Source organism: Raoultella sp., from assembly GCF_039594335.1.
In the GTDB taxonomy this organism is placed as follows: Bacteria; Pseudomonadota; Gammaproteobacteria; order Enterobacterales; family Enterobacteriaceae; genus Klebsiella.
Genome location: NZ_JBCNNS010000184.1, coordinates 1 through 6,258, shown reverse-complemented (window position 1 = coordinate 6,258; position 6,258 = coordinate 1). Strand labels below are relative to the sequence as shown.

Sequence of the window (6,258 nt, the reverse complement as noted above, 5' to 3'; positions counted from 1 at the left end):
GTAAAATATTAACCGGCCGGATTTGATAATACTATTTAGTTATTTCATCAGCGGCTTTTTGGCCGGAGATAAATCACTCAGAGCTTCAGCTCAACTGCTCGCGAATAAGTTCGCCGAGTCGTTTAACCCCTTGCTCTTCTCTTTCTCCCCAGCCCCACGCGGTATTAAAGCGGAAAAATGACGTCCAGTTGGCGGTGATAGAGAACATTTTCCCGGGGGCGATACTGATATTATCGCGCAATGCCCGGGCGCTCAGCTCTCCGGCATCGGCCCCTTCCGGCAATTCGAGCCACAAAAAGTAGCCACTGTCGCTGTGATGGATTTTCACCTCGGCGGGTAGATGGCGCAGCAGCGCTTGCCAGGCCTGCTGTTTACGCTCCGCGAGCTGGCGACGCAGGCGGCGGAGGTGGGCGTCATAGCGCCGGGTAGAGAGGTAATCGACCAACGCCATCTGCATCGGCGAACTGGTGGAGAGCGTACTCATTAACTGTAGCTGCTGAATCCGTCGGGCATGTTTACCTGCCGCTACCCAGCCGATACGAAAACCAGGCACCAGGCATTTTGAGAACGAACTGCAGTGCAGCGTCATCTCCTGCCGGTCCCAGTATTTGGCGGGAAGCGGTTTTTCGCGGCCAAAATAGAGTTCACTGTAAACATCGTCTTCAATTAGCATCACGTTATAGCGGGCCAGCAGATCTACCAGTTGCGCCTTTTTCGCCGCGCTAAGCGTAAAGCCGAGCGGATTCTGCCCGTTGGTCATCAGCCAGCAGGCCTTGACCGGGTAACTCTGTAACGCCTGCTCCAGCGCGGCTAAATCAATCCCCTCTTTGACATCCGTCGCCACCGACAGCGCTTTCAGCCGCAGTCTTTCCAGTGCCTGCAGCGCGCCGTAAAAACAGGGGTTTTCCACCACCACCCAGTCGCCTGGTTCCGTCACCGCCTGCAGGCTGAGATTCAGCGCTTCCAGGGCCCCCGCGGTAATCACGATTTCATCCGGCGAGATATTCATCCCCTGTAGCGCGTAGCGGCGGGCGATCGCGTGGCGCAGATCGTCATTGCCTGGCGGTAAATTCTCAATGACGCTCATGGCGGTCGCGTTTTTGCTCACCTGCGCCAGCGAGCGATTAAGTTGCTGGAGCGGAAACAGCCGCGGGTCGGGGAATGCCGAGGCGAAGGGCAGCATCGAAGCCCGACGACTGGCCTGCAGCACCTCAAAAATGTAGGTGTTGATGTCCACCGACTCATCACGCGTAACCTGCGCAGGCGGTGGCGGCTGGCGTAGTCTGACCGGCTTTGGCGCCACGTAGTAACCGGACTGCGGGCGGGCAATAATCCGGCCCTGGCTTTCCAGCAATTGGTAAGCGTGGCTGACGGTCATAAAACTCATTCCGCTGCTGACCACCTGTTCGCGCAGCGAAGGCAGCCGATCGCCGGGTTGCCAGACGCCGAGCGCAATCTGTTCGGTCAACTGCTGCGCAAGCTGCTGATATTTTTTCATAAAGAGTCTCGCGGTTCAGGTTTAGGCCTATAGTATATCAGCCATAAAAAAATAGCCGTTTATAAAAACTGTTATATCTCTGGCCATTCTTGACTCTCTGTCCCTGCGCTATCGACGCCAGCGATTTTTTAGATCTAGTGATGAATAAATGCATTACATCTCATAATGTTACTCGGGGCCGCCGCGCGACCGTCGACCCGTGACAGGAAAACAGGACGTGACCGTGAGTATCGACAGTGGCAACGGCCTGTTGCAGTATAAAAACGGGAGCGACTGTCGCCTCGGGCTGGTCATGAACGAAGCGCAAATCCGCGCCGCGCCTGCCAGTGGCGCGACGGCGATCTCCGGCAGCGACAGTGCGCTGTGGAATCAGGCCCTTTTATCTTAATGACACGGAGCTTTCTATGGAAAATCAACAGTTGCAGGTCATCGCCCACTACTACACCCGTGCGGATGAGGTTGAGAACGTCGCAACCGCATTACACGCCCTCGCCGTAGCCACGCGTGAGGAGACGGACAATCTCTCCTATGCATTCTTCCAGTCCAGGGAAGATCGTCGCCACTTTGTGATCCTTGAGCGCTATCGCCACGCTGGCGGACTCGATGCACACCGGGCGATGCCGCATTTTCAGCATCTGGGACTTGAGGTGATTGCCCCGTTACTGGAAAGAAAAGAAGTACAGAGTTTTTTAGTTCCGCAGACGGATAACGACAGACCTTAGTCTGAATGCCCCATCAGGAAAAACCTTCACCACCGTCAGGAGCGCTGTCGTCGAATGGCAAGGCGCTGCACGCCCAGGCGATATCTTCCGGCGCGGCGTTCAGGCCCGGCGAATCTGACCGTTTCCCGACCCCGGTCGAGTGAGCGCCGGTACAAGATTCGCCGCGGCTCCCCCCTGCTTGTGGGTCATCATCATCGCGTCGCGAGGCTGGAACACCCAATAAAATCCATAACAGTCAGGCAACTGTTATTACAAAAAATAGGCTTTCTGCCTCTGCAACCCAAAACCCTCTCCGCCTAGAATTGCGCTGAATCAATTTTCTTGCGGAGTTCTGCATGTTCGGTCTTGATGCATTCCACCTGGCGCGAATTCAATTCGCCTTTACCGTCTCGTTTCACATTATCTTTCCTGCGATTACCATCGGCCTGGCCAGCTATCTGGCGGTACTGGAAGGATTGTGGCTGAAGACAAAAAATCCTGTCTGGCGCTCGCTTTACCACTTCTGGTCAAAGATTTTCGCCGTTAACTTCGGCATGGGCGTCGTCTCCGGTCTGGTAATGGCCTACCAGTTCGGCACCAACTGGAGCGGTTTCTCCGAGTTTGCCGGCAGTATTACCGGCCCTTTGCTGACGTATGAAGTCCTGACCGCCTTTTTCCTTGAGGCGGGATTCCTCGGGGTCATGCTCTTCGGCTGGAACCGCGTCAGCCCTGGCATGCACTTTTTCGCCACCTGCATGGTCGCCCTGGGAACCATCATCTCGACCTTCTGGATCCTCGCCTCCAACAGCTGGATGCAGACCCCGCAGGGGTTCGACATCGTTAACGGCCAGGTGGTCCCCGTCGACTGGTTCGCGGTTATCTTCAACCCGTCGTTCCCGTATCGTCTGTTTCATATGACGGTAGCGGCTTTTCTCAGCAGCGCGCTGTTTGTCGGGGCCTCGGCGGCGTGGCATCTGCTGCGCGGTAACAACACGCCGGCGATTCGCGCGATGTTTTCGATGGCGCTGTGGATGACGCTTATCGTTGCCCCCATTCAGGCGATGATTGGCGATATGCACGGTCTGAATACCCTCAAACATCAGCCGGCAAAAATTGCCGCCATTGAGGGACACTGGGAAAATCCTCCGGGCGAACCGACGCCCCTGCTGCTGGTTGGCTGGCCGGATATGGCGCAAGAGCGCACCCGCTACGGACTTGAGATCCCGGCTCTCGGCAGCCTGATCCTGACCCATAGCCTGGACAAACAGGTTCCCGCCCTAAAGGAATTCGCGCCGCAGGATCGCCCCAACGCCACCGTGGTCTTCTGGTCATTTCGCTTGATGGCCGGACTCGGCATGTTAATGATCCTGCTCGGTACGCTGGCACTGTGGCTGCGCTACCGCCAGCGTCTGTATCAGTCGAAACCCTTCCTGCGCTTTGCGCTGTGGATGGGCCCTTCCGGGCTGATTGCTATTCTCGCCGGCTGGGTCACGACCGAAGTGGGCCGCCAGCCCTGGGTGGTGTATGGCGTACAACGCACGGCTGATGCCGTCTCCGCCCATGGCGACCTGCATATGACCATCAGTCTGTTGACCTTTTTCGTCGTCTATAGCTCGGTATTTGGCGTCGGCTACAGCTATATGCTGCGCCTGATCCGCAAAGGACCGCAGGCCTTCAATCCACCGGTATCCGGTACCCCAGCCCGCCCGCTCTCTGCGGCAACCGACGGTTTTCAGCATAAGGAGTCACGCTAATGGGGATCGATCTCTCAGTTATCTGGTTCGTCATCATCGTCTTCGCCACCCTGATGTACATCGTGATGGATGGCTTCGATTTAGGGATCGGCATCTTGTTCACGACCACCCGCGATGCTGAAGACCGCGATGTGATGGTTAACAGCGTGGCGCCGGTCTGGGACGGCAACGAAACCTGGCTGGTGCTTGGCGGCGCCGGGCTGTTTGGCGCGTTTCCCCTCGCCTATGCGGTGATTATCGATGCCCTGGCAATTCCGCTGACGTTAATGTTAATCGGCCTGATTTTTCGCGGCGTGGCGTTTGAATTTCGCTTTCAGGCAACACCGTCGCATCGTCCGTTCTGGGATCGCGCTTTTCTCGGCGGTTCGCTGCTGGCCACCTTTTCCCAGGGGGTGGTTGTCGGGGCGGTCATTAACGGCTTTTCGGTGAGTGGCCGCGCATTCAGCGGCGGCATGCTCGACTGGCTGACACCGTTTACCCTGTTCTGCGGCCTGGGGTTGACCATCGCCTATGCGCTGCTGGGAGCCACCTGGCTGGTGATGAAGAGCGAAAATTCGCTACAGGACAAAATGCGCCATACCTCGCGGACGCTGCTGCTGGCCCTGCTGGCTACCATCGCCGTCATCAGCCTGTGGACACCGCTGGCACAACCCGCCATCGCTGCCCGCTGGTTCAGCCTGCCTGACCTCTTTTTCCTGCTGCCGGTTCCCCTGCTGGTGGTGGTGCTCGGGGTCTGGCTGTGGCGGGACCTGCGCAATCCTGAGCGTCACGCGCTGCCCTTTATTCTGACGCTGGGCCTGGTGTTCCTCGGCTTCAGCGGTCTGGGGATCAGTATCTGGCCGCACATTATTCCACCGGGCATTACGCTGTGGCAGGCCGCCGCGCCGCCGCAGAGCCAGGGGTTTATGCTGGTGGGCGCGCTGCTCATTATTCCGGTGATCCTGGGCTATACCTTCTGGAGCTACTACGTATTCCGCGGCAAAGTCCAACATGGTGAGGGGTATCATTGATGAATCAGTCACGACTGAAGCAATTATTATGGATGGTCGCGCTGTGGGGCACCAGCGTGCTGGCGCTGGGTGCAGTCAGTATGCTCTTTCGCTTTTTAATGACCGCGGCGGGGCTGAAAGTTTAATCCATCGCGCTCAGGATAACGCTGAGGAGCAGGCACTCCGGGGTATCTCCATTTTGAGTTACTGAAATTTCAAAGCGTATATCAATCATCGCCTCTCAGGCCCGACGCGTTCAGCGCGCCGGGTTTTTTTCACCTTTCGTCAGCAAAGGCTGACGCAGACTTTGCTCTTCTTTGATAACCCAATAATAAAGCTCAACAAATTCAGGGCATAGTAGTCCGACTCGTCTGTCACTGGAAATGGATATGCTCAGGAGATACGTTTCGGCATTGGTACTGATGTGTGCGTTATTTTCCGGCCATTTGCTGGCCCGCAAGCAAGGACATGAATACTTCCCGATACAAAGCCTCGAACAGCAACTGCTGCACGAGGCCGACAGTGATGAGCTGCGCAGTCAACGAGACGAGGCCGCCGCCGATCTCCGCGAGCGTCACCACTGGCAGAATGCGCGCAAACCGAAAATGCACTTCTGCCAGTAGCGTCTGCCGTAAATCAGGCGCCTTTACGCTTCGGCAGAGTTTTCAATAGCTCATCCGGGCTGACCGAGGCGACAATGCTCCCAGGAAGCGGCATCTTTAAAATATGATTTTTCATCTTGCCGATGACGTGCATTTCGCACGGGCGACAGTCGAATTTCAGCGTCAGCACTTCATCACCGTGAATGAGCTGCATCGGCGTCGCTTTCCAGCTCTTAATCGAGCCCTTGGCCTGCTTCGGACATAAATTGAAGGCAAAACGCAGGCAATGTTTGGTGATCATTACCGGCACGTCGCCCTTCTCTTGATGCGCTTCATAGGCCGCATCGATCAGCTTCACGCCATAGCGCTGGTAAAATGCACGCGCCTTATGGTTATAGACATTGGCCAGGAACGACAGATGGGTTTGAGGGTAAACCGGCGGCGGTACGGAAACCGCTTTACGCTGGCTGCGCGGCGCGGCATTCACCCGCGCATCGTCCAGCCGCTCTACTGTTTCCCGACGCAACTGATTCAGCAAGCTATTGGGCACAAACAGCGCGCCAGGGAGATTGATCTGCACATCGCGGGCAAAATAGATCGTCTGTCCCAGCTTCGCCACGCCGTCGCGCAGGTTTGCCAGCGCTTTCTCCGCCTGAGTCGCTTCGGCGAACTCGCCGTCCAGGGTGTGGGTGACGCTGACGCCATTTTCGCAGG

Annotated in this window: 8 protein-coding genes; 6 read left to right on the top strand and 2 right to left on the bottom strand. The window is 56.9% G+C overall.

Annotation, left to right across the window (positions count from 1 at the left end; translation table 11 throughout):
* Positions 1 to 85 precede the first annotated feature (85 nt).
* Complete coding sequence (locus ACZAHD_RS20690) at positions 86 to 1,498, bottom strand: aminotransferase-like domain-containing protein (protein ID WP_462458430.1); 1,413 nt, start codon at positions 1,496 to 1,498, stop codon at positions 86 to 88.
* Positions 1,499 to 1,721: 223 nt separating this feature from the next.
* Here ACZAHD_RS20690 and ACZAHD_RS20685 point away from each other — a divergent pair, with 223 nt between their 5' ends.
* The 6 genes from ACZAHD_RS20685 (at position 1,722) to ACZAHD_RS20660 (ending at position 5,565) form a co-directional block, all read left to right on the top strand.
* Positions 1,722 to 1,886 carry a hypothetical protein gene (locus ACZAHD_RS20685; protein ID WP_462458429.1) on the top strand — a complete coding sequence of 55 codons (165 nt, stop codon included), beginning with the start codon at positions 1,722 to 1,724 and terminating at the stop codon, positions 1,884 to 1,886.
* 16 nt (positions 1,887 to 1,902) lie between these two features.
* A complete protein-coding gene (locus tag ACZAHD_RS20680) occupies positions 1,903 to 2,220 on the top strand; it encodes a putative quinol monooxygenase (protein ID WP_462458428.1) in 318 nt (105 codons plus the stop codon).
* Between the two features lie 335 nt (positions 2,221 to 2,555).
* Positions 2,556 to 3,953 (top strand): cytochrome ubiquinol oxidase subunit I, encoded by a 1,398-nt coding sequence (locus ACZAHD_RS20675; RefSeq protein ID WP_462458427.1) that lies wholly within the window; start codon positions 2,556 to 2,558, stop codon positions 3,951 to 3,953.
* Complete coding sequence (gene cydB, locus ACZAHD_RS20670) at positions 3,953 to 4,963, top strand: cytochrome d ubiquinol oxidase subunit II (RefSeq protein WP_462458426.1); 1,011 nt, start codon at positions 3,953 to 3,955, stop codon at positions 4,961 to 4,963. Before ACZAHD_RS20675 ends, cydB begins: the two co-directional genes overlap by 1 nt.
* Complete coding sequence (locus ACZAHD_RS20665; RefSeq protein WP_004861503.1) at positions 4,963 to 5,088, top strand: DUF2474 domain-containing protein; 126 nt, start codon at positions 4,963 to 4,965, stop codon at positions 5,086 to 5,088. Before cydB ends, ACZAHD_RS20665 begins: the two co-directional genes overlap by 1 nt.
* A 243-nt stretch (positions 5,089 to 5,331) precedes the next feature.
* Positions 5,332 to 5,565, top strand: coding sequence for a DUF2554 family protein (locus ACZAHD_RS20660; protein ID WP_462458425.1), 234 nt, complete (start codon positions 5,332 to 5,334; stop codon positions 5,563 to 5,565).
* A gap of 13 nt (positions 5,566 to 5,578) precedes the next feature.
* Here the strand turns inward: ACZAHD_RS20660 and ACZAHD_RS20655 are convergent.
* Positions 5,579 to 6,258, bottom strand: a 680-nt coding sequence (locus ACZAHD_RS20655) for a DUF3656 domain-containing protein (RefSeq protein ID WP_462458424.1), incomplete at its 5' end; no start/stop codon positions are given.

Excerpts from the sequence above, each read along its gene's own strand:
- ACZAHD_RS20690 (WP_462458430.1), bottom strand. The coding sequence starts at position 1,498 with ATGAAAAAATATCAGCAGCTTGCGCAGCAGTTGACCGAACAGATTGCG.
- ACZAHD_RS20680 (WP_462458428.1), top strand. The coding sequence starts at position 1,903 with ATGGAAAATCAACAGTTGCAGGTCATCGCCCACTACTACACCCGTGCG.
- ACZAHD_RS20675 (WP_462458427.1), top strand. The coding sequence starts at position 2,556 with ATGTTCGGTCTTGATGCATTCCACCTGGCGCGAATTCAATTCGCCTTT.
- cydB (WP_462458426.1), top strand. The coding sequence starts at position 3,953 with ATGGGGATCGATCTCTCAGTTATCTGGTTCGTCATCATCGTCTTCGCC.
- ACZAHD_RS20665 (WP_004861503.1), top strand. The coding sequence starts at position 4,963 with ATGAATCAGTCACGACTGAAGCAATTATTATGGATGGTCGCGCTGTGG.
- ACZAHD_RS20660 (WP_462458425.1), top strand. The coding sequence starts at position 5,332 with ATGCTCAGGAGATACGTTTCGGCATTGGTACTGATGTGTGCGTTATTT.